Annotated in this window: 18 protein-coding genes and 4 pseudogenes; 6 read left to right on the top strand and 16 right to left on the bottom strand. The window is 46.4% G+C overall.

Going from position 1 to position 22764, the window contains the following annotated elements:
- Window positions 1-20 precede the first annotated feature (20 nt).
- Window positions 21-677: an RNA polymerase sigma factor gene (locus tag HMPREF9166_RS00355; protein WP_009442042.1), complete on the bottom strand. Its 657-nt coding sequence runs from the start codon at window positions 675-677 to the stop codon at window positions 21-23.
- Window positions 678-1225: 548 nt separating this feature from the next.
- Here HMPREF9166_RS00355 and HMPREF9166_RS00350 point away from each other — a divergent pair.
- From HMPREF9166_RS00350 to HMPREF9166_RS00330, 5 genes are read left to right on the top strand one after another with little or no spacing between them, the layout of a single operon-like run.
- Window positions 1226-1432: a helix-turn-helix transcriptional regulator gene (locus HMPREF9166_RS00350; protein WP_009442040.1), complete on the top strand. Its 207-nt coding sequence runs from the start codon at window positions 1226-1228 to the stop codon at window positions 1430-1432.
- Between the two features lie 38 nt (window positions 1433-1470).
- Window positions 1471-2988, top strand: a complete 1518-nt coding sequence (locus HMPREF9166_RS00345) for a DUF1837 domain-containing protein (RefSeq protein WP_039980732.1) — start codon at window positions 1471-1473, stop codon at window positions 2986-2988.
- The gene (locus HMPREF9166_RS00340; RefSeq protein ID WP_009442038.1) at window positions 2985-5627 is read left to right on the top strand and encodes a DEAD/DEAH box helicase; all 2643 of its coding nucleotides are present in this window, start codon (window positions 2985-2987) and stop codon (window positions 5625-5627) included. The genes HMPREF9166_RS00345 and HMPREF9166_RS00340 overlap by 4 nt, the downstream gene beginning before the upstream one ends.
- Window positions 5620-7593, top strand: a complete 1974-nt coding sequence (locus HMPREF9166_RS00335; protein WP_009442037.1) for a site-specific DNA-methyltransferase — start codon at window positions 5620-5622, stop codon at window positions 7591-7593. Before HMPREF9166_RS00340 ends, HMPREF9166_RS00335 begins: the two co-directional genes overlap by 8 nt.
- Window positions 7594-7596: 3 nt before the next feature.
- Entirely contained in the window at window positions 7597-10197 is a 2601-nt protein-coding gene (locus tag HMPREF9166_RS00330; RefSeq protein WP_009442036.1) for a DEAD/DEAH box helicase family protein, read from the top strand.
- Window positions 10198-10370: 173 nt separating this feature from the next.
- Here the strand turns inward: HMPREF9166_RS00330 and HMPREF9166_RS00325 are convergent, their stop codons facing one another.
- The 9 genes and pseudogenes from HMPREF9166_RS00325 to HMPREF9166_RS00290 form a co-directional block, all read right to left on the bottom strand.
- A complete protein-coding gene (locus HMPREF9166_RS00325; RefSeq protein WP_009442035.1) occupies window positions 10371-11594 on the bottom strand; it encodes a YhcG family protein in 1224 nt (407 codons plus the stop codon).
- Between the two features lie 47 nt (window positions 11595-11641).
- Entirely contained in the window at window positions 11642-12730 is a 1089-nt protein-coding gene (locus HMPREF9166_RS00320) for a YifB family Mg chelatase-like AAA ATPase (RefSeq protein WP_083773701.1), read from the bottom strand.
- Window positions 12731-12973: 243 nt separating this feature from the next.
- Window positions 12974-14401 carry a DUF389 domain-containing protein gene (locus HMPREF9166_RS00315; protein ID WP_009442033.1) on the bottom strand — a complete coding sequence of 476 codons (1428 nt, stop codon included), beginning with the start codon at window positions 14399-14401 and terminating at the stop codon, window positions 12974-12976.
- A 19-nt stretch (window positions 14402-14420) separates the two neighbouring features.
- Window positions 14421-14571, bottom strand: a pseudogene (locus HMPREF9166_RS13260) (secretion protein HlyD).
- A gap of 7 nt (window positions 14572-14578) precedes the next feature.
- Window positions 14579-14719 (bottom strand): annotated as a pseudogene (locus HMPREF9166_RS00310) (magnesium chelatase domain-containing protein); the annotation flags it as partial.
- Window positions 14720-14978: 259 nt separating this feature from the next.
- Window positions 14979-15416 carry a glycoside hydrolase family 3 N-terminal domain-containing protein gene (locus HMPREF9166_RS00305; RefSeq protein ID WP_371137019.1) on the bottom strand — a complete coding sequence of 146 codons (438 nt, stop codon included), beginning with the start codon at window positions 15414-15416 and terminating at the stop codon, window positions 14979-14981.
- Window positions 15417-15465: 49 nt separating this feature from the next.
- The gene (locus HMPREF9166_RS12655; RefSeq protein WP_009442029.1) at window positions 15466-17955 is read right to left on the bottom strand and encodes an excinuclease ABC subunit A; all 2490 of its coding nucleotides are present in this window, start codon (window positions 17953-17955) and stop codon (window positions 15466-15468) included.
- A 98-nt stretch (window positions 17956-18053) separates the two neighbouring features.
- The gene (locus HMPREF9166_RS12380) at window positions 18054-18161 is read right to left on the bottom strand and encodes a 4Fe-4S binding protein (RefSeq protein ID WP_254654993.1); all 108 of its coding nucleotides are present in this window, start codon (window positions 18159-18161) and stop codon (window positions 18054-18056) included.
- A 430-nt stretch (window positions 18162-18591) separates the two neighbouring features.
- A complete protein-coding gene (locus HMPREF9166_RS00290; RefSeq protein ID WP_009442027.1) occupies window positions 18592-19404 on the bottom strand; it encodes an MBL fold metallo-hydrolase in 813 nt (270 codons plus the stop codon).
- Between the two features lie 122 nt (window positions 19405-19526).
- Between HMPREF9166_RS00290 and HMPREF9166_RS00285 the strand changes: the two genes are divergently transcribed.
- Complete coding sequence (locus HMPREF9166_RS00285) at window positions 19527-20462, top strand: LysR family transcriptional regulator (protein ID WP_009442026.1); 936 nt, start codon at window positions 19527-19529, stop codon at window positions 20460-20462.
- A gap of 49 nt (window positions 20463-20511) precedes the next feature.
- Here HMPREF9166_RS00285 and HMPREF9166_RS00280 read toward each other — a convergent pair.
- The 6 genes and pseudogenes from HMPREF9166_RS00280 to HMPREF9166_RS00265 form a co-directional block, all read right to left on the bottom strand.
- Window positions 20512-20838: pseudogene (locus HMPREF9166_RS00280) on the bottom strand (recombinase); the annotation flags it as partial.
- 102 nt (window positions 20839-20940) lie between these two features.
- Window positions 20941-21309, bottom strand: a complete 369-nt coding sequence (locus tag HMPREF9166_RS00275; protein WP_037366828.1) for a TIGR02328 family protein — start codon at window positions 21307-21309, stop codon at window positions 20941-20943.
- A gap of 89 nt (window positions 21310-21398) precedes the next feature.
- Complete coding sequence (locus HMPREF9166_RS12810) at window positions 21399-21563, bottom strand: hypothetical protein (RefSeq protein ID WP_254655039.1); 165 nt, start codon at window positions 21561-21563, stop codon at window positions 21399-21401.
- Complete coding sequence (locus HMPREF9166_RS12805) at window positions 21500-21826, bottom strand: hypothetical protein (protein WP_254654992.1); 327 nt, start codon at window positions 21824-21826, stop codon at window positions 21500-21502. Before HMPREF9166_RS12805 ends, HMPREF9166_RS12810 begins: the two co-directional genes overlap by 64 nt.
- The gene (locus HMPREF9166_RS12800; RefSeq protein ID WP_371137018.1) at window positions 21760-22008 is read right to left on the bottom strand and encodes a pyridoxamine 5'-phosphate oxidase family protein; all 249 of its coding nucleotides are present in this window, start codon (window positions 22006-22008) and stop codon (window positions 21760-21762) included. The genes HMPREF9166_RS12805 and HMPREF9166_RS12800 overlap by 67 nt, the downstream gene beginning before the upstream one ends.
- A 165-nt stretch (window positions 22009-22173) precedes the next feature.
- Window positions 22174-22683: pseudogene (locus tag HMPREF9166_RS00265) on the bottom strand (hypothetical protein); the annotation flags it as partial.
- Between the last annotated feature and the right edge of the window lie 81 nt (window positions 22684-22764).

Here is a 22764-nt window from a genome sequence, read left to right as displayed (position 1 = left end):
CGCATTCTGGTCACCGGATTTTACAAAATATCTTCGAGCTGCTCTTGCAGTCCGGGCATGAATTTCTTCATACGCTTACGGACGCTTTCTTTAGATTTAAAGCTGACAGCGGCAGCAATCTCACGTTCAGACTGTCCCGCCGCCCTGCGGACGAGAATTTCATGGTCGATGGGATCGAGTTTGGCGAGAGCCTCGTACAGTCTGCGACTACGCTCCTCGCGTGCTATAGTGTCGGCGACATCCTCATGGACGGGAAGCGTCGGGTCATTGACCTCCACCGCACGTTCCAAGGAGATTGTCCGATACACGGGATGTGGGCACCCATCGCAGCTGCAGCCGGCACAGCAGGGCTTTCCTTCATACATACAGTGCTGCTCGCGCTTTTCCCGCTTATCCTCCCGCCAGATCGGACGCATGACGGCGGAGTATTGCTCACCATCAACCGGCGCATAGATTGCCTGTCCCGATGCCTTGAGGAATTTCTCGCCGGTTGCTTTGCGACGGACGAGCTCATCCATCCCCGTATCTCTGGTTCCACCATTTTCGTGAATCTGGATTGGGACGGGAACATACACGCCCAACTTCTTACTGAGCTGAAAACGATGCCCTTGCTGTTGGAGAGCCTTGACCTCCTGCGCAGAGTAGTCTTTGATGATACCGTTAAGCTGGATTTTCATAGTTTTGCATTCCTTTCGTTCTTGCCGAACGGCAGGATGCAAAACTACGCACGGGCTTCAGTCCGAAAATGGGCATAAAGAAGCACGGTGGGAGCATAGAGATGCTGACAGGCTCGTTACCTGTCAGTATCCCTATTCGCATCCCGCCGTCCTATGGCCATCTTGGACAACAGATTGACTTACTTAGGGAAACCGAATGTGATTCTTCCTACCACCACCTTAAAAATCTTTCTCTACATAGAAGCGGACACATACATGCGATTTGGTCACCGTTTGTTTCCTGGTATACTGCCCTTTTTTCTATTTCTACTTCAAAGTCTAACCAAAAGAACGACTACAGAAAACGAATAGAAAAAGAATGTGATAAGAAGATTTTCAGAACAAAAAACCGGGCTCTTCTTGCAAGAAGCAAGAAGAGCCCGGAAAATTTATCATTCGAGAATGCAAAGAGAAAAGGCACTTCTTTCAATTTAAAATTGAAAGAAACGAAGATTTATACTATAATGTTATATTAATGGGATCGACATATTAAATGAAGAGAGGACTCGATGGAATTTAATTACAACAAGTTGTGGAAGTTATTAATTGATAGAAATATGATAAAGAAAGATCTAATGGCAAAAACAGGTATTACCTCATCCACTATCGCTAAAATGGGAAAAAACAAAGCTGTGAGCATGGAAATTCTCGGTAAGATATGCATAGCGTTAGACTGTAGTATTGGCAATATCGTTGATGTAGCAAAAAAAGATTGATCTGGGTGTTATAAATATAGCAAGGAGGAGTTAGCGCCATGGAGCATCTTTGCATAGGCTCTTATGTGAGAGTTATGACCTCATGCGCTATCTCTGCCGAGCGCAAGTTTGATCCTTTCTGCGAGAAAATCTTCCTGTCTTTATGTGATGAGGGAGCAAAAGTGTTTTCATATAAAGCTGCTGATGGATTTGAAGTGACTTATTCCCCCACCAACTTCAGTAAGATTCATAGTGCAGCGCAGAATCTTCCAACCGAAATTATGCAAATGGCTTTACGAAAAGATGCCCACGATATCGAGCGTTACTTTATCGCTGAAATCATTCCTGCTCTAGAGGAAGCCCGAAAGAAAAACGCAGTTCTTGCTCTGAAAAATATTATAGTGAAAGATAAGAACATAGCAGATACCACACAACTTGGCACGCTCAGGAATCTCACGAAAAAGGAGCTCATGGATAAAAATGAATTTATCCTATCCGAATTTTTGACAGATATCTTTATCTATGCTGTCGCCAAAACCGACAACACCACAGACTCTTCTTTTACAAAATCCATCAAGAAAAACTTCTACGCAGTCTACAGTTCAATGAGAGATACAATCACATTTTATGAGGTGAGTAGACCAAAAGCAGTTGCTGCGATTCCTCTAACCATCAAAGGATCATTCAATCATGTTTTTACCCCCATATCAAGAGAAACACTTTCCATCTCTGCTAATCACGATCTCCAGATATTTTGTTTAAAGTTTGATGACTTTGATTTCGATTATCACGGTCTTTGGAGATATCTCCGTAACAATATTGGATATTATGTCTACTCTAGGGTGCAAATAAATCGCTATGTGATAGAGGAGGAAATTGCGTCCCTTGCTTATGATGCAATTGCTCATATCAAGAAATTCATTGAAAAAAACAAACTGCAATCCGAAAACTCCCTTGGAGAATTATTGCTCTATATCTTTTTAGAGCAAGTTCTTCAGGCTCCCAAACTAATGAGTAAGGTTGAGTTGAGGAATCACAATGATTTAATTTCAAGCGAAAGTTCCGGCATTCATCTTCTCACAGCAAATACAGATGTCACATTCAGTCAGCTTATATTGGGAGTATCCATGCTAAACACTAGTCTGACGGAGGCTATTGACGCAGCCTTTGCAGATGCACAAAAGCTAAAAAGCAGGAAGAAAGATGAGCGCAGTTTTGTAGAATCTAGTATCTTTAATGGAGCTTTTCCAAGTGATATATGTGAGCAACTTGAGTCTATTATTTTGCCTTCCGAGTCCGTAGAGAAAAAACCGGCTACGGCATTTGGTCTGTTTTTAGGATATACTCTGGGCGATATATCAAAGAGCGGCAAGTCCATCAATATATATCAGCGCGATGCCATCGCTCAGATTAAGAATGATATCTTGAATAACGTGCCATATATCGAATCCAAAATAGCTCAATACGGTCTCGACGGATACTCACTATATATCTATTTGCTTCCTTTTACCGACGTCGATAACGATAAAAAAGATATTATGAACAAACTGCTACAAACCGAGGAGAGTAAGACATGAACACATTCAGAGATGTCACCTTCGGTGAATATCTATTTTCAAAAATAGATAGCAATATGTATCTACAGAAAATATATCGGAACATACTCATCAATTATTCAAAGAAATTATTCAATTTGAGTGAGCAAGAGGAGATGCCTGTAAATATCGGAGACGCCCTCGCGTTTATCGATGTACTCTCAAAATCATGTGGTACCAGTCTATCTGATATACATAAAACACGCGCGCAAGAAATGATTGCTCTCCTCTACCATATGCATCCCCAGAATGAAGAGATTCTATATTGCCTTGGTTCGGTTCTTGCGACTACGTGCAATTTCCTCGGAATGAAGCGTTTAACACCGCATTTCGAGAGTGTTTCTCTTCTCGAACAGACGCTCACACACTTTAATATGAACTATCTCTCCGTACCGTCGGATACGGGAGCCTCCTTTTTTCCTGCCCAGAAGGAAATATTCGACAGCCTGTCCAAACCATATTTTAGCTATTCCGCCCCTACTTCGATGGGTAAATCCTACATGATACGTGTGTTTATTAAGCAACAGATCATGAAAGGTGAAAAGAAAAATTTTGCACTTCTCATTCCTACTAAGGCTCTAATAAACGAAGTCACGAATGAATTGATTGACGACCTGACCACGCTTTTACAAGAAGCGAATTATCGAATTGTATCTTCATCTGGATCAATAGCACTAGAAACGGAACACAACTATATTTTCATACTGACTCCGGAACGAATGCTGTACATTCTAATCGATGAGCCTGATCTGAAGATTGACTACCTATTCGTAGATGAAGCTCATAAAATATCTTCCCGTGACAAACGAAGCGCATTCTATTATAAAGTGATTGGGAAACTGGAAGAACGGCAAACAGCGCCGCATATTATATTCGCCTCGCCAAATATTCCAAACCCCCAAATTTTTCTCGATCTCCTCTCAAAAAGGACTACTTTGAACGGCGAGATCAGCAGTACAGCTTGTAAATATGCTCCTGTTAGTCAGGTGAAGTATATCGTCGATTTATGGGAACGAAACATACGAATTTTCGACTCATACACAAGAAAATTCATAAAGCTGTATGATATGCGCCAATCATATTCATTGAGTGAACTAATTGTTTGGATCGGTAGCGGAAAGCATAATATTGTATACTGCAAGTCAAAAAATGATGCCATCCAGTTTGCACGAAACTATTCCAAAATGCAGCCTGTGATTGGTGATACGAAGCTTCAAGACTTTGCAAAAGCAATACGCAGCGATGTTCATAAGGAGTATTACCTTGCAGAGTTAGTCGAAAGAGGTGTCGCCTATCACATAGGTTACCTTCCTGCGAATATCAGAATGCAGCTCGAGAATTACTATCGTGAAGGTCTCATAAAGACAATATTTTGCACAAGCACCCTGCTTGAAGGAATCAATCTACCTGCAGAGAATCTATTTATTACGAGCTATAAGAAGGGCATAAGTCGTTTCTCAGAAGTCGACTTCAAGAATCTGATCGGGCGCGTCGGTCGTGCAAAATATAATCTATATGGAAACGTCTTTATTGTCCGCCTTGAAACCCATGAAGCAGAGATTGACTTGAAAAATTTTGAAAATCTATTGATTGCCGACGTTCCCCCACAAAAACTCTCCATTGAAGCTGAACTAAACTCAAATCAGAAAAAATTTATTGTCAACACACTGCTATCGGGTAACGTAGAAATACATAAGACCCCCAAAAATCAGAGTGAGGACAACTACGATCTGATGAGAAAAACGATGCTGATTCTTGTCGGTGATATTGTAAATGGCCGAAACAGCCGTGTCAGGAGGGAATTTGCACCGTACCTAACGCCTGAAACAGAAGAGAAAATACGTGCGGTCTTTTCCGTAACCGATAAAAAACCAGATGATGATATTAACGTGTCGTATGACCAAATACAAGGTATCAAAGACCTCATCCGAAACGGACTTTCCTACCCGAAAATCCATAATTCAAAACAAGGAGCCGACTATCAGGAAACCCTAGCCTTTCTGAACAAACTCGCCATTGCTTTTAAGTGGCATATCTATGAGCATCAGACCCTCGGTGCCGGCGAAGGAAAGCATTACAGCAAACTGACATGGTATACCGTTCTCTTGCTTCAATGGATGCGAGGGTACGGGTTAAGTTATATCATCGAAAGAAGCATCACAGATTATGCTGAAAAAAAACGAGAGGTGCGTGTCGATTATAAAGAAGAAGAGGTATTTAACGGCTCACAGAAGCACAAAAATATCATCATTGCTGACACACTTGAAGCAATCGAAAACGTACTTCTGTTTCGATTATCAAGCTATTTTCTGCGCTTCTCAGAGGAATATCGGCGACAGCATCCCAATGATCCGTTCACGAACAACTGGTATGAATTTATAGAATATGGCACAACCAACCATTTACGGATTTTGTTGCAACGCAGTGGTTTTAAGAGAGAATCAACAGAATATATACGGCGTCATGCCGATAAATATGTCCGAGGATCATTGGAAAGACCAAAACTGCTAAAGAAACCTCTGCTGGACTCTCCAAACGAGCTAGTGAAGAGGGACGCTGAATATATCCAGTACAACGTACCGGAGCTTTTTTTAGACGAAGGAGAAGAATGCGATGTCTAATTTTTACGAAGTGGTGCGGCAGGTATTAAAATCGGACAAAAGGTTTGTTGCCGAGGACGGCACCTTCCTTCGTAACGCCGTCTACGAAGCCGCAATGCAGATGGATGCACCGCTGCTTCGCCTCCTGCTTGCAAATCCCGAAACCACCTCTCATTTCTTTACAAATGTCGACGGAGTCAAGGTTTTCGATAAGATGGGCTTCGCATGGGTAATCAACAACCGTCAGTTTCTGCCTGACAGCTATACACGATTTAAGAACAAAATAGGTCTCACAGATGCAGAGGGAAGCCTCATTGCAACGTCAGAAAAAGTGGAGCTCGTTTTTCCGTACAAAGACTGCGTGCTTGAGGGTGGACAAACACGTGAAGATCAGAAAAGGCAGGAAATCTTCTACAACAGTACACTCGCGCCAGATGAAGTTGATCGGCTCTTATATCCGAAGGTGCTGTCGCAGGCAAAATACTATTCTGTCGATGGAGTCTCTGAGGCAACAACATTTACAGGTGACGATAACCTTATCATAAAGGGAAATAATCTACTGGCACTCGCATCGCTCCTTAAACGCTATGAAGGGCTCGTAAAGTGTATCTATATTGATCCACCATATAATACCGGTGAAGATGAATTTTCGTATAATGACAAATTCAATCACAGTTCCTGGCTAACTTTCATGAAAAATAGACTGGATTTTGCCAGAAAAATGCTTCGTGAAGACGGAGCAATTTTTGTACATGTCGACCATCACGAATTAGGATATACAAATGTTCTTATGGACGAGATTTTTGACGTAGAAAACAAAGTGCAAATCATTGCAGTAAAAACTGCATCGCCTGCTGGGTTTAAAACGGTGAATCCTGGTCCAATTGATGTGACGGAATATATCCTTTTTTACACAAAGAACAAACAAATGTTTAGATTTAAAAAAGGGTATGTCCCTGTAGCCTATAATAAAAACTACAATCTTGTCATAACCCGTTCTAGTAATGTAAAAGATTGGTCGTTCACTCCTATAAAAAAAGCTGTGATTAACGATGCGGGTTTCAAATCTGAACAAGAAGCAAAGAAACAATATGGCTCTTCATGGAAAGTTATCCTAGAACATTTAATTGCGGAATATGCCTTCAACCACCCCGATGACGTTGTTAGTATTCGAGATCCACATAAACCGACCGATACTGTAAAAACGTTATTACAAGAATCAAAAAAGGTGAACCATGTTCTTGAGTACAAACGTGAAAATGGAACATCTGGATACATTTATCGTGGAGGAGCACTTGCATTTTATTCGAATAAAATGCAAGAAATAGATGGTAAAAAGACCGTTACAGAGTTACTTTCTGATTTCTGGAGTCATATTTCATGGGCAGGAATTGCGCGTGAGGGAGGCGTAAAGCTTAAGAATGGGAAAAAACCCGAGCGTCTAATTAAACAAATATTTGATATTTCTACTGATCCGGGCGACATAGTACTTGATTACCATTTGGGTTCTGGCACAACTTGTGCCGTTGCTCATAAAATGGGCCTTCAATATATTGGGTGTGAACAATTGGATTATGGTGAAAACGACGTACTAGTCCGTCTAAATAATGTTATCTCTGGTGATCAAACAGGCATTTCCAAAGCTGTTAGCTGGCAAGGCGGTGGGTCTTTTATCTACTACGAGCTGGCAAAACTGAATCAGACAATAGTCGAAGAAATCGAGGCAGCGACAGACGATGCAGCACTATCTGAGATACGGGACAAGTTGATGAAGTCCGGCTTTATCAGTTATAAGGTGAATCCGGCAGATATTGATGCGGCTGCCGCTGATTATGCCGCGCTTTCCATGGAGGACAAGAAACGCTTTCTCATGGATCTCTTGGACAAGAATCTACTGTATGTGAACTACTGCGATATAGATGATGCTGAATTTGGTATTTCCGAACAGGATAAGGCATTCACGAGAAGTTTTTACAAAGAGGTGTAGTTGATGGCATTTTTATATGAAAAAATAGAGGCAGTCCGCGAGTATGGAGGATCTCCCTCACTACCACCATATATCACAGAAAACCTAAGCCCAAAATTCGATCTTCGTCCATACCAGAAGCAAGCATTCGAAAACTTCATTACACATTTTGAGAGTGCGAAATGTCCAAAGCCGGCGCAGGTCTTGTTCCATATGGCGACCGGCAGCGGCAAGACGCTGATCATGGCAGGACTGATGCTGTATCTCTACCAGCAGGGGTATCGCAACTTCCTCTTCTTTGTCAATCTCTCAACGATTGTAGAAAAAACGAGAGAGAACTTCTGTAATCCGATATCTTCGAAGTACCTGTTTGCAGAGGAGATTGTTCTGGGCGGTGAACGCATTCGCATTCATCAAGTCGACAACTTCCAATATACGGACAAGGATGCAATTAACATCTGTTTCACCACCACACAGGGACTTCACACGGATATGTGGATGGCAAAAGAAAACGGGATGTCTTTTGATGACTTTGATGAGCAAAAGGTGGTTCTGATCTCGGATGAAGCGCATCACCTGAACGTAGATACGAAAAGAAATAGAACGACAGATGAGGATGAACTCTATCATTCATGGGAACAAACCGTGAAAAATATCTTCTGTAGAAATACAGAAAATATTTTATTGGAGTTCACCGCTACATGTGATCTATCAAATCAGGCGATTCGTGCAGCATATGAGAATAAGATCATTTTTGACTATGCTTTGACGAAGTTCTACAACGACAGATATTCTAAGGATATCATTACATTTCGCTCTGATCTTGCGCTGATGGATCGGGCTTTGATGGCGCTTATTCTCAGTCAATACCGACTGAAAGTCTTTCAGGATCATCGTCTCAACATCAAGCCGGTCATCTTGTTTAAAGCAGCAAAAGTTGCCGACAGCAAGGATTTTATGGCGGCTTTTATCGAGACAACAAAGCACTTGACAGGAGCGCTACTACGCAACCTTTCTGCATCAGCAAATAACGAAATCATAGAGAAAGCGTTCGGCTATTTTAAGGACAACAACATTTCTCTCGATATGCTGGCAACCGAGCTGCGGGATGATTTCTCCGAGGAACACTGCGTTTCTGTGAATGAGGACAAAGATGTCGCACAGAAGCAGATTCTTCTCAACTCACTTGAGGATGCAGATAATCCTTACCGTGCGATATTTGAGGTCAAGAAATTAGACGAGGGATGGGATGTCCTAAATCTATTCGATATTGTTCGTCTATATGAGACGCGGCAATCCGGTAGCAAAAGGATCTCCCCTGTAACGATTGCAGAGGCGCAGCTGATCGGTCGTGGAGCAAGGTACTGCCCATTTCAACTGGATGATGAGCAGCCGAAGTTTCAGAGAAAATATGATGAAGATATAACCTCTGAGCTTCGTGTTTGCGAAACACTCTATTATCACTGCCAGAATGATCATCGCTACGTTACAGAGCTTCGCAAGGCACTTCGTGAAATCGGTCTAGATCCGGATAACGTCGTACAACGTGAATATATCCTCAAAGAGGAGTTCAAAAAGGATGCCATATATACCAACGGATTCATTTTCCTCAATGATAGAGAGGTAAAAGATCGAAGTGAAGTAAGAGATCTCCCACCGACAATCCGAGATAATATATACCGCTTCCGTGCGACCATAGGAAACTCTGGCACTGATACAGTGATGACAGAGGAACTGGGAATACACGATACCCATCCAGATCTGAAAACAGCACATATGACGATTGGTCAAATCGCTACAATAAATTATGCTATCGTCAACAAGGCTTTGATGAAATATCCGATTTTCAAGTTCAATATGTTGCGCTTATATTTCCCAAATGTTACATCTACGAGGCAGTTCATTACAGACCGGGCTTACCTTGGAGGTGTACGAATCGATATTCAAAGCAATGAGGATCAACCGTCAATAGAGATTCTCTTTGCTGCAGTTTCCAATGTACTCGGAAAAATTGTCGATTCTATTTCTAGGATCGAAACGACTTATATGGGAACAAAGGAGTTCAGAGCGAGACCTATTCATCATGTGTTCCGAAATAAGACGGTTAACTACACGAGTCCCCATGACGGAGGTGTTGGCGTTTCACAAAACGATCCTTCAGTGCGAGATGAATGGAAATTTGATCTCTCTGCCGAGGATTGGTTCGCCTATACCGACAATTTTGGAACCTCCGAGGAAAAGGCATTCGTTGCATACTTTCGCGGATATGTAGATGCACTCAAGAAAATATACAGCCGTATTTTCCTTGTCCGCAACGAGCGTGAATTTCATATATACTCTTTCAAAGACGGGGAGCGCTTCGAGCCGGACTACGTTCTTTTTCTACAAAAGGATAAGACAGACGGCTATGAACAGATGCAAATATTTATTGAACCGAAGGGAACACATTTATTGGAAAAAGATGCATGGAAAGAAGATTTCCTCTTACAACTGCGCAAGGAAGCCGTTCCTGTGAAAATGTTTGCTGATGATAACAGCTACAAAATATGGGGATTTCATTTCTTCAATCGGGATAACAGATTAGCAGACTTCGGTGGTGAGTTTACGCAGCTGTTGCAAACATAATCTTTTCCTGGTTAATGAGGTGGATGGATCAAAGGAAAAATGAGCGTCAGTTTTGACGCTCATTTTTTTATCGACACAACAAAAAATATAAATAGCATTTATTTAGCAAAAACAGGTCAAAGGCAAAATATCGGTCTCCCCTATTGGAAAGTTGTCTCCCCCTGCCGCCTCGATCATTTCTCATCGTTAAACTTATTTTCCAAGAACCGCATAAGCGCAGCCTTGTCTGGTAAGACAAGCTCGTACTTGCTGGCAAAAATTTGCTTATTATCTTCCGGCAATGTCATCTCCACAACAGCATTATTTTTCTCCTTGCAGAGCAGAATACCAACGGTGGGGTTCTCTGTCGCCAGTTTCACCTTGCGATCATAGTAGTTCACATACATCTGCATTTGCCCCAGATCCTGATGTGTAATGCTGCCGATCTTGAGATCGATGAGGACAAAACATTGAAGCAGACGATTGAAAAATACCAGATCCACATAGAAGTGCTGTTCATCAAAGGTCAGTCGTTCCTGCCGACCTACGAAGGTATAGCCCTTGCCAAGCTCCAATAGGAAATGCTGCAATTCATCAATGATGCGCTGCTCCAAATCGGACTCCGAATAGCGGCTCTCCTCGGGCATTCCTAAGAACTCCAAGATGTATGGATCTTTCACGATGTCCTCGGGACGTTCCACAGTCATGCCCTGTTTGGATATCTCGGCGATAGCTTTCTTATCACGAGAAAGTGCCAGCCGCTCATAAAGAGCAGCGTTGAACTGTCGCTTCAACTCACGCAGACTCCATCGCTCGTTTGTAGCCTCATTTTCATAGAATTTACGTTCCTTGTCATTTGTGATGCGCATGAGGAACAAATAGTGCGACCAACTCAACGTGAATTGCGCAGAGAGTGTCTGCAAATTGGTCGGAGGCGGTTCAAAAATCCGAGACGCTGTTTCGGATTTCTGCGCGATCAATTCCCGAGACGGTGTTTCGGAAATCACTTCGTTGCTATATGTAATGTAAAAACGACGCATATTCTCGAGATTATCTACCGAGAATCCTCTGCCAAAGCGATTCGTAAGATTTTTCGAGAGTTCCTTTAAGACGCTCTTTCCATACTCCGCCCGCAGCGCCCCCTTTTGCTCATGCTCTACAATCATGCGCCCAATTTCATAGTAAGTAACGATCATTGTGGAGTTGACCACAGTGACAACATGCTGTTTGGCATTTTCAATAAGAGCGGCGATTTGCTCCACCAAATGATCGTTGCTTTCCATATTCGCTAATTCTTTGCTCATGCTCACACCTACAAAAATAAAACGCCCCCAAGTGTGCATAAAAACATCGGCTTCCAGAGGCTTGAGAGAGAAGTCCCTTTCAGTAGTTAATGCTATATTTTCCCCTGCCTTCACCTACAGGAAATCAGTGAAAGCGTGGATTATCAATGTTTTCACGCCGCCTATCGATCATCATTACATTGTATCGTTATTGACGTTACTTCGTTCATCGCGGCTACCAAAATGATACTAGAGGGAAACGTCAGTGTTGCGTTCGCACGCGACACCGTAATCTGACGATCCTCAATTGGCTCTCGCAGTACCTCAAGCGTCTTCTTGCTGAACTCCGGCAGCTCGTCGAGAAAGAGCACACCGTGATGCGCGAGTGTCACCTCGCCCGGACGTGGGATGCTCCCACCGCCGATCATCGCTACCGTCGAGGAGGTGTGGTGCGGGCTGCGAAATGGACGCGTCGTCACAAGTCCCGTATCCTTGCCGAGCAGTCCCGAGATACTGTAAATCTTCGTGATCTCGATGGCCTCTTCCTTCGTCAGCTCCGGCAGGATCGAAGGCATCCGACGTGCCAGCATCGTCTTGCCTGAACCGGGCACGCCGACCATCAGGACATTATGACCTCCCGCCGCTGCAATCTCAAGTGCACGCTTCGCCTGATACTGCCCCTGTACGTCCGCAAAGTCATCGGTGAAGGCGTTGTCTTTTGTGTCTTTGGTTTGTTTTTGTGCGGCGGGGGTCAGCGTTTCCATGCCCGTCAGATGACGCACAAGCTGCGCCAGATTCTCGACCGCATAGACCTTCAGCCCGTCAATAAGGAGTGCCTCGTCTGCATTGGACGGCGCAATGTAAAACTCTGTGAGACCATGTTCCCGCGCCGTAATCGCCATCGGGAGAATGCCGCTGATCGGACGGCAGTTTCCATCGAGAGAAAGCTCCGCTGAGAAAAGTGCGCTCTGTATCGCCGCCTCGGGAAGCATACCGTAGGATGCAAGGAGTCCGACGGCAATCGGCAGATCAAGCCCCGAACTGTCCTTTCGCACGTCCGCAGGCGCAAGATTCACCGTCACCCGCTCCTGCCGCAACTGAATGCCGGAGTTGCGAATTGCAGTGCGTACCCGCTCCTTCGACTCCTTCACCGACGTATCGGGAAGCCCCACGAGCTCAAACCCCGGCAGCCCCGGCGACACATCCACCTCCACGTCGATAATCCGTCCGTCAATCCCGAGGGTCGTCGCACCATAGGTCTTTGCAAACAACTGCCTTCCCTCCCACGTTTCAAATATAAGAAAATTATAACACAAGAGAGGGTATATTGCCTAATGATTCTTTGCAAAGAAAAAAGAGATTCCAAACGCTAAGTAGGGCGAATGGAATCTCTCTTGTGTGTTATAAACTTTGGAGCTTATCTGGAAAAAGATGGGCTCCTTCTCCATGAAGAGCCTCAATGAAAAACGCACAGAATTACACGATCTGAATGATTATGTAGTCTCATGTTTTTTTCACGATATGTGGACTCCGTCCTCAGATACAGTTCCTCCTTTGTTTTCATTTGCTGCCGAGACTTCAGGAAGGAAGTGCACTTCTACACGGTTCTTTGCTTTGTCCGAAATCCATTCGGTCAAGCGAGCACGCGACGCTTCGTCCATATCCGATTGCAGATATATGAACGCAATTTGCGTTTCACTCAGAGCAGCCGATTTATCCCCAGTCCCGGCGGGTACGCGTACACTCCCGACAGCGATGCGGGAGATTTGCGGAAATACAATACGCGCCTCTCGATTCCAGTCCAATATGTAAGCTCCCTGCTTCTCGCTTTCCTCGCGGGCTGACTTGAGTGCGGTCACAGTCTGCTGCTCCTGCATAGATGGAATGGCACTTTTTTCGACCTCGCTGAGTCTCTGATCGATCATCGCCTCCATCTTTTCTCTCTCTTCCACCGTTTCCGCAGAAAACACCTCCAACCGGAACGGTCTAAGATGTGCCTTTTCATGCAGTTTCTCTGTCAATACCGTCAAATCATCCTCCGATATTCCGGCAATCGTAAACACTGTCAGCATTTTCTTCTCGTTATCCAAAGTATAGGAGATTGCCAGACGAGGTGGCGCTTTGAAATTCTCCTCGATATAAATCTTCGCCTGCTCGTTCTCCAGATTTTCCTGCACGCTTTGATACGCAAAGAAACAGCTGGGCAGCGTGACAAGCACTGCAAAGGCCATCAGGTAGCGTTTCTGTCTTGAAAATTCCACGGAGTTGCGCTCTATCTTGGAGGGAATGTCAATGATTTTCAGGACGATGAACGCCGTCAGACAGATAAAGAAGCTGTTGATAAAGAACAGGTAGAGTGCACCCACGGTGTACGCCATAACGCCCGTAGCAATGCCATATCCTGCGGTGCAGAGAGGAGGCATCAGAGCTGTTGCAATCGCAACACCTGGGATGACATTCCCGCCCTCTTTGCGTGTTACGCCGATGATTCCTGCCAAGCCGCCAAAGACAGCAATCAAAACGTCCCAGATGGTCGGCGATGTTCGTGCAAGCAGTTCCGACGAAGGGCCATCGATCGGTGTGAGGGAAAAATAAAGCGTCGATGTGGCAACCGAAATGATCACTTGGGCGAGCAGACTTCCTGCACTGGAACGAATGTATGTGCTGTCATAACGGGCAAGCCCATAGCCAATTCCAAGGATCGACCCCATCAGCGGAGAGATCAGCATCGCACCGATGATGACCGCCGTGCTGTTCATATTGAGCCCAATGGAGGCGATAAAGATCGCCAGCATCAGGACACTGAGATTCGTCCCCCGAAACTGCACGCCGGCATTGATCCGCTCTGTAATCTCCTGTATTGACGCAATGTCACCATGCAAGTCAAAAAAATCTTTTAGTTTCTCCCAAATCAAACAAACAGCTCCTTCGGTCTCTATCATTACGCTCTTACAAGCATCGTTAAGGAAGCACTGATAAATTCAGTACTGCCATCTTGATTCATCTGTTTTCGCCCTGCCTGTGTCGACAAATCCTCCACATAGCCTTTGCTATGCGTCCGGTTTGTCTCCTTGGCAGGACAAAAAATCTGCACCAATCTGACAGACTTCATTTTATCAGCGATTCCTTAATTCCTTCACTGACGTATCGGGAAGCCCCACCAGTTCAAACCCCGGCAGCCCGGGCGACACATCCACTTCAACGTCGATAATCCGTCCATCGATCCCGAGGGTCGTCGCACCATAGGTCTTTGCAAACAACGGCATTCCCTCCTACGTTTCAAATATAAGAAAATTATAACACAAGAAAGGGCAAGATGGCTAATGATTCTTTGCAAAAGAAAACGTGATCAAAATACCGAATGGGACAGTGAAATATCGATGAATTTCTCCTTCAGATTGTACACGTGCGCTCTGCACACTTAGATTGCAATCGGCTGCTTTTCCCTCGCTAGACTTCCCTCTTTCCGATCTATAGGAAGCACTGACAAATTCAGCGCTGTCATCTTGCCATCGATTCCTACACAACATTCTTGACATACCCAAAGTCCATGTCCATAGGGCGGATAAATGACCATGTGGAATGGATCACGCGCCATTCATTGCCCTCTTTCTGAAAGACCTCGACGCAGTTGTAGCGTATATTGATTAAATTGGTATCCGCATAGAGTTCGTAAGTCAATACCACCATAATGACAAAGCCGTCAAATCCCCATTCATTGCGCAGCACATCGGTCAGAAGTTCTCTGCTGCTCGATGGGTGCTCCCCGTTGATAAGATTGTACGCCATCATTACGGTGCGCGGCTTTGCCTCCCGCACGCAGATCTCAAACGGTTTCAGATAGATCTCACGCAGACTCAAAACACTATTCGAGGTATAGCGATTCGTTTCCTGATTGTTGCAGGCAAAATGCTTGATTGTTGCGGCGCAGTTCGATCGACTCTGAACACCGCACACGGGTGCCGATCCCATGCGCCCACTGAGCAGCGGATCCTCCGAATAGTATTCAAAGATAGCGCCCTGTGACGCTTTTCGGCTCCTTCCGGATATCCTCATGTCTCCCGCAGGCAACGATCTCGCCGCCTTCTTCACCGCCGCCGGGTCCCATGTCGAGAATGTAGTCGGCATTTCGTATGATGTCAAGATCATGTTCAATGACAATGACGGTCGCGCCACTCGCCATGAGGGTCTGAAATACGCCGAGCAGCGTCTCTACATCGAGCGGATGCAGCCCGATTGTCGGCTCATCGAAGACGAATACAGAGCCCTCCTGTCCCCTGCCCATATCGCTCGCGAGCTTCAGACGCTGGGCCTCGCCGCCTGAGAGACCGGGCGTCGCCTCACCGAGCGTCAGATATCCGAGCCCGAGATCGTGCAGGATCTGAAGCCGCCGTTGCACCGTTTTCAAATCACTGCAAACCTCCAGTGCCTCGTCAACGCTCAAGGACATCAACGCGGGGAGCGAACACGGCTTCTGCCCCTTGCGCGGCACGCGAAGAATCTCGCCAGCTTCCTTGCGGTATCGAGAGCCGCCGCAGTCGGGGCAGTCGATCGTGACGTCGGGCAGGAATTGAACATCGAGGCTGATTGAGCCTGTACCGTCGCATGTCGGGCAGCGAAGTTTCCCCGTATTATAGGAAAAATCTCCCGCCTTATATCCATGCTCCTTTGCCGTCGGCGTGCGCGCATAAACCTTTCGCATCTCATCATGCACGTTTGCATAGGTAGCAACGGTCGAGCGTACATTGGCACCAATCGGAACAGCGTCGATCAAGCGTACCTGCAGCACCCCATCGGCAGTAATCGACTTCACATGTGCGGGCAGCGATGTCCTGTCGATCTGTGCTTCCAGTGCCGGAATGAGACTTTCCAGAATCAGCGTCGTCTTTCCCGAGCCCGAGACACCGGTCACAACGCTCAGCCGCCTCTGCGGAAACATGGCAGAGAGCGGCTTCACCGTATGAATCTGCTCCGTCTCAAGCACGATTCTGCCATGCTTGAACATATCCTCGGCCGCTGCAGGCGTATGAACCTGCACCTTTTTCCTGCCGGCCAGAAAACCACCGATGCGTGAATTCGTATTCTTTTTTATCTCTGCAAGTGTTCCCTGTGCGATGATCATACCGCCGCCCGCTCCCGCCTCCGGCCCGAGCTCAATGAAATGATCTGCACTGCGCAGGATCTGCACGTCATGATCGACAAGGACGATGGAGTTTCCGTCAGACATAAGTTCCCGCATGACGTGCAGCAGCCCCTCGATGTTCGACGGATGAAGACCGATGGACGGCTCATCAAGAACGTAGAGCACGCCTGTTGTCCGATTGCGCACAGCACGGGCGAGCTGCATGCGCTGCCGTTCCCCCGTCGAGAGTGTGGATGCCGCACGGTCGAGCGCGAGGTAGCCGAGCCCAAGCTCCATGATCCGCGCCGCTGTATGCCGGAAACTTTCGCAGATGCTTTCCGCCATCGGAACCATATCCTGCGGCATCGCTGTTGGAACATTTGCGACCCACGCCGCAAGTTCCGTCAGTGTCATGCGACAGACATCCGGCAGAGAGCGCTCTGCGAGGCGCGGCGCACGTGCGGCATCCGAGAGGCGCGTGCCATGGCAGGACGGACAGATTTCTTGGCGCAGGAATTTTTCCACACGCTTCATGCCCTTTTCATCCTTGACTTTCGCAAGTGCATTTTCTACGGTATAAATCGCATTGAAGTAGGTGAAGTCCATCTCCCCCGCCGCACCGGTCTTTTGGATCTGATAGACCATATGCACCTTGTCGGGCGATCCGTGAAAGACAATATCCTTTTCCCGTGCAGTCAGCTCACGAAACGGTACATCCGTCCGTACGCCCAGTTTTTGTGCAATTTCCTTCATCAAAGACCACATGAGCGTCTGCCACGGCAGCACCGCCCCCTCGTCGATCGAGAGGGAGTCATCGGGCACGAGCGTCGATTCGTCAACGACGCGCACAATGCCTGTCCCTCCGCACGTCTCACAGGCACCGCCGCTGTTGAACGCGAGTTCCTCCGCACCCGGCGCATAGAAATGTGCGCCGCACGTCGGGCAGACGATCTCCTGCTCCGCCGCCACCTTGCGCGTCGGCGCTGCATAGTGACCGTTCGGGCAGCGATGGCTTGCCAAACGAGAGAACATCAGCCGCACAATGTTCAGCAGCTCCGTGGAGGTTCCAAACGTGCTGCGCATCCCGGGCACGCCGGGGCGCTGATGCAGCGCAAGCGCCGCAGGGATATAGCGCACCTCATCGACATATGCCTTCTCTGCCTGTGTCATGCGCCGCCTCGTATACGTTGACAATGCCTCAAGGTAGCGGCGTGAACCCTCGGCGTAAAGCACGCCAAGTGCGAGCGAGGACTTTCCCGAGCCGGAGATGCCCGCAATACCTACAATCCGATGCAGCGGAATATCGACAGATATATTTTTCAAATTGTGGACGCGCGCCCCGCGGACTTCAATCGCCATCGGCTGCTTTTCCATTACCACATGCCTCCTCGCTTTCTTTGTGCTGCCGAAATCATCATACCGCCTTGCCGCACATATTCAAACAGCAGCCACCTGCATTTCAAATAAAAAAATCATAACACAGAACACGCTGTGTTGCCTAAACGCTCGATTGCCTCCACAGGACAGCTCTCATGGCACAGGTCGCAGTGCAGACAATGCGCTGCGGCGATGACATCCAAGTCTAATAGACTTTATTTTATCCGTGAATCTCCTAAGTAGGAACATCTTGCTCCATATGTATCAACTCCTGCCAATGCCGATACATTGTCGACATTGCAAGGATAAATGCAAGAATTTCCGCGATGGATCCCGCGTAGAGCACGCCATCCAAACCAAAGAGACAAGGAAGCAAGATGAGAAACGATATAATTTGGATGACGACTGTGGCGAGTGCCGCACCCTCAATCTCCCACCCAAATCCGATCATAAAGAGGCTTTCTGAATCAGTCCCCCGACAGGTGCGACACCAAGCGGATTCTCCTTTGGTGTCATGGCGACTTTGGGCATACAAGCTCCTATCAAATAGAATCACGTAATTAAAGAGATTCCAACCGCTAAGTGGAGCGATTGGAATCTCTGTTGTGTGCGGAATTTACCGTATGACAGGAATTAAGCTCCGACTGTTGCGGCTTTATATTCAACCGACGCACCATCGGACGGCATATCATAATTCACCACGCCGCGACGTGCCAAACATCCTCGCAGTGTATGCCTCGTAAGCGCAGCATGTGCGACATTGTCCAAGTGCGTCAGATAAAGACGGGCGTTAGGCGCAGTCATTGCAACGCAGTGAACATCCTCATCGTTCATGATGAGGCGTCCGTTTTCCACGGTCTCTGCGGCACAACAGTTCAGGGCAATCACCTCAGGCTGATAGTTCCGCAGTGTCTCAGCTACGCCGGAATACCAGACCGTATCCCCTGCCAAATAGAAGGTGTTCTCCTCCGGTGCCTCAAACACAATCCCCATCGCGTCACCACACGGAACAACGGTGCCGTGCAGGGCAGGGACGCGGGTCAGTCTCGCCGCACCGAACTCCATACCGCTTGTCGGCAGGACGATTACCTCTGAAAACCCGGAACTCCGCAGAACAGAGGCATCCTCCTCCGACTGACAGATGACTGGAACCGCCTTATCAAGCGGCGCACCGACCGTCCCGTCCGGTGCCATATCAATATGATCGGGATGCAGATGCGTAACGATGTAGTAGTCGACACCGCTCAAAATCTGCCCCATATCCATCGGCAAATTGTAGAACGGCATCGGAAGATGCTCCTTCATCGGATCGGGGATGTGGAACGGCATGTCCGGAATATCAACAAACGCCAGCTGATGTTTCGGTGCAAGCCACGGGTCAATCAGAAAGACTTTCCCTGCATAGTCCAAACGGTTCGTTGCATTGCGAATCTGTGTGAGTTTCATAGGTGTTCCTCCTGTTCATCATTTGGTTGATCTGTTTCAGCAGTATATCGAACTTCCCAAATGATAACAAGAAAAACAACGGTACTTGCCGCAACAATATTGTTGCGGTAAAATAGATAACTATGAAAAAGCTGGGAGGTATGAAGATGAATCGAAAACAGATGGAGTATTTTATTGAGATCTATCGCTGCGGCAATATCCAGACGGCAGCAGATCATCTTTATGTTGCAAGACAAGGTCTCAGCAGAGCGATGAGATCATTGGAGGAGGAGCTTGGGCAGCCGCTTTTCACCCGTACCCCACGCGGAATCATTCCGACCGATTATGCAACAGCGCTACTGCCCCACGTTCAACGTATGCTGGATGAATATCAATCCATCGAAAGCATGAAATCCCTCGCCACCCATTCAAAAAGTGTCGTTACCATTTTTGCACTGGATCACGTCTTTTCTTATCTCGGAGCGCAATTTCTACAGGATTTTCATACTACTCATCCGAGTATTATTCTGAGCATTGTCGATACAACAGACGACGATGCAATGGAGGGACTTCTAACAAAACGATCTCATTTTTCCATTGTCACCGCGCCTTTTGATCAGACACGCTTTCAAGGGGACGTACTCTTTTTCTCCCGCTACTGTGCTCGTCTCTCTGCGCATCATCCCTTGGCAGAAAAGAGCCGTATCACCTACACAGATCTCGACGGACAAATGATCATCAGTAAAGGACGCGCCTATCACTGTTTCCGTCATAATATAGACAAACACATCCTCCTGCCAGGTCTCAAAATCGAGATTCTAGCCGAAACTGCCGATGAATCCCTCATTGTTGATCTGCTGCGTCATAATCCTGCGATCAATCTCGGCTACGACTACGCAGCCGTCATGAACAGACAGCCGGACATTGTCATGCGAGAACTTGGCGACGGAAAAGATGTGGGGCAGGAGGTATGCCTCATACAGGACAAGACCGTCATCCTCACCGAAGCGGCGCGTACATTCCGTCAATTCCTCTTGAATTGGCTGAAAAAAACAAGAAAGGATCGTATCATATGGTAACTGATGAACAGAATCATTCTATGCAATCTACGCAACATGCAGACATACTTCATCCATCAACACCAATCTCAATCCCGCCTTTGAAAACAACAACTATCTGTCCGTCCTCCTTTACACAGATATGATCAAGCAGTCCGCTCCACAAATCCTCGTCGAACTCAACTAACTCTCCATTGATCCCACATACCACTTGAATCATGCCCTCCAAGGTGTTTCTCTTACTCTCCCTCGCGGCAATTTGCTCGTCTAGCTTCTCCAAAATCCCCTGCTTTTCCAGATAGCGTGCGCGAATCTCATTCTCCTGTTTCAGATACGCCGTCTGATCCTGTGCCACCCGTGCATTCTTTCTAATCAGCATTTCGAGCCGTTCTGCGATGTGCGAAGTTTGAGTCATATAATATTTCTCTTGATACAGCTTCCTTTTCCAGTTTATCTTCAACTTCTTTTATTTTTATATCAATTTACTCCTCCACAACTTCTATACTTTTAAATGTATACCTTTATCTCTTAAATTTTCTATGCAATCAGCCAGATATTCAATATTATGCTCTTTGTAAATTGGACTGCCTATAATTTCCTCTTTAAGATTATCGTACTTTTCTGCTGTCCTTCCTCTATAATTTTTATCTTTCCATTCCGCAGAAACATTATATCCTCTTTTTTCCATCTCCTCCATAACCAATACATGGTAAATAAAAAGATGATACGGGGAATATGTAAACACATAGTCCACAGTTTTATGTTTCTTTTTCCATCCATTGCCCCTCAGAGCACAACATTCCCTATGTTGTCCAAGAAGCTGATTTTTGGGCAATAAGTGGATAAGTTTTTCATGCCATAGTCTCATATTGTTCTCCTGTTAACAAAGTTGATTTTTCTAAGGAAACTCTGATAAACCACGGATAATAAGGCTCGCGTTATCCACAGGCATCAATTCTACAGTTTCCCATGCAAAAAGTGCAAAATCATGCCCCTATTTCTTTCGTTTCTTCCCGAATTTCCCGTTTTATCGGGAATTTTCTGGAAGAAGGGCGCACTTAGGGAGCCTCCGTCCTCGATGCACTGCTGCGGGCAAAGACTTGCACACGTACCGCAACCAATACAGACCTCCGTGATGAAAAAGTCTTTTCCGTAACAGAAGCTTTTTCAAGCGCAAGACTCTCGCAGCAGATGGGACTTTGCCCAAGATCAAAGAACTCAATGCTCCCCTCCGCAATAACAAAGGCCTCGAGGATATAATGCGTATCCCCCGGATAGACCTCATTCATCGACGGATTCTCTTCAAAAATACGGTCAATCATCGCGTGTTGTTCCGCATCTGCAAGCCGCTCGGCACGCCCCATAAGGTGTGTACCGTCTGCCACTTGTCATTCAGTCCTGTTACAGCAACGGTAGAATTCGCCAGAAGCTCCTTATAGAAATCCTTGCCACGTGCCGTGCAAAAAAAGAGACGCCCCTCCTCCTTCAACATCACATCAATGATCCGCACTGCGGGCAAACCATTTCTATCAAGCGTTGCAAAAGCGCAGGCCCGTATGCCGCGCAACAGTTTCAGACATTCCTAGCTCTTGATATAATACGGGTCTCTCCTTCATATCAAATATAAAATAATCATAACATAGAATACGCGATGCTGCCTAATGATTCTTTGCAAAAAGAGATTCCAAGCGCCAAATATGACGAATGGAATCTCTTTTTGCATCCTTGGAGATTATCCTCCAACATTAATCTCAATCCCGCCCTTGAAAACAACAACTACCGCGCCGTCCTTCTTGACCACAATGTGGTCAAGAAGCCCGCCCCATAGCTCCTCGTCAAACTCGACTTGTTCCCCGTTGATACCGCATATCACTTGAATCATCCCCTCCAAGGTATTTCTCTTGCTCTCCCTCTCGGCAAGTTGCTCGTCCAACGTCTCCAAATACCCCTGCTTTTCCAGATAACGTGCACGAATCTCATTTTCTTGTTTCAGATACGCCGTCTGATCCCGTGCCACCCGTGCATTCTCACGAATCAGCGTTTCAAGACGTTCTGCCAAAACGCCGAGTTTTTGCTCTACTCTATCGTGTTCCTCCATCAACTTCCCCGTTTGGCAAACACTGTCAATCAAAAATCATAGTTCCGCAATCACGTTCTCTTTGACTTCCACCAAGGAGTTCAGTGCTTTGACGAAAATCTGTTTGATCTCGTCCTCCGTCAGATGCCGTGTGGTGCACGGCTTGGAGATTATTGCTTCCCCCCCACACAGCTCTCTGCTTTTGTAAAAATGAAACCTTTGACCGCCTCTCCCTAGTTATACTCC

The sequence above is a fragment of the Selenomonas sp. oral taxon 149 str. 67H29BP genome (genome assembly GCF_000146365.1).
Taxonomy (GTDB): domain Bacteria; phylum Bacillota; class Negativicutes; order Selenomonadales; family Selenomonadaceae; genus Centipeda; species Centipeda felix.
The sequence above is the reverse complement of the archived record's forward strand: the minus strand, read 5'-3'. Positions and strand labels throughout refer to the sequence as shown.